This window comes from Dellaglioa sp. CoH-56-MRSF-10 (assembly GCF_056782175.1).
The window spans coordinates 1-430 of record NZ_JBXAYF010000043.1 but is presented as its reverse complement, the minus strand read 5'-3'; the positions used below and the strand labels follow the sequence as shown (position 1 = coordinate 430).

At 54.7% G+C, this 430-nt stretch carries 1 protein-coding gene; it reads left to right on the top strand.

The genetic code is table 11. The annotated features are described in order from the left end of the window. Positions 1-134: 134 nt before the first annotated feature. A partial coding sequence (locus tag AC1RP4_RS07740) for a GIY-YIG nuclease family protein (protein WP_481763233.1) occupies positions 135-430 on the top strand: 296 nt, incomplete at its 3' end.

Sequence of the window (430 nt, the reverse complement as noted above, 5' to 3'; positions counted from 1 at the left end):
ACATAACGAACAGCAGGAGCAAGAAGCTGGTCACTCGCCATGGTGAGTTCACATATTCCGAGGCCTCCGCACGGTACGGTATTAAACGCGGTACCATAGCCGCCAGAGCAGCACGCGGTTGGAGTGGAGACGAAGTGTGTGGTATAACTCAACGCGCTGTTGCTGGGTTTGATCCCGAGCGAGCGGCCTTCGTGTATGGTTGGTGGTCACCCAAGCGGGCGCGTTATGTTTACATTGGCGTTACAGTTGTTTCCGTTAAACATCGTGTAAGCCAGCACATCAGTGATGCAACCTCAAAAGAGGGCGCGGCTTTTCAGCGTCTGCTGCGTGCTGAGGGTGCTGACAGTTTCGAAGTCCACACTCTGTGGACTGGTGTTCTCGCAGATGCACAGGATGCTGAACGGCGGCTTATTAAGAAGCACCGCACCTG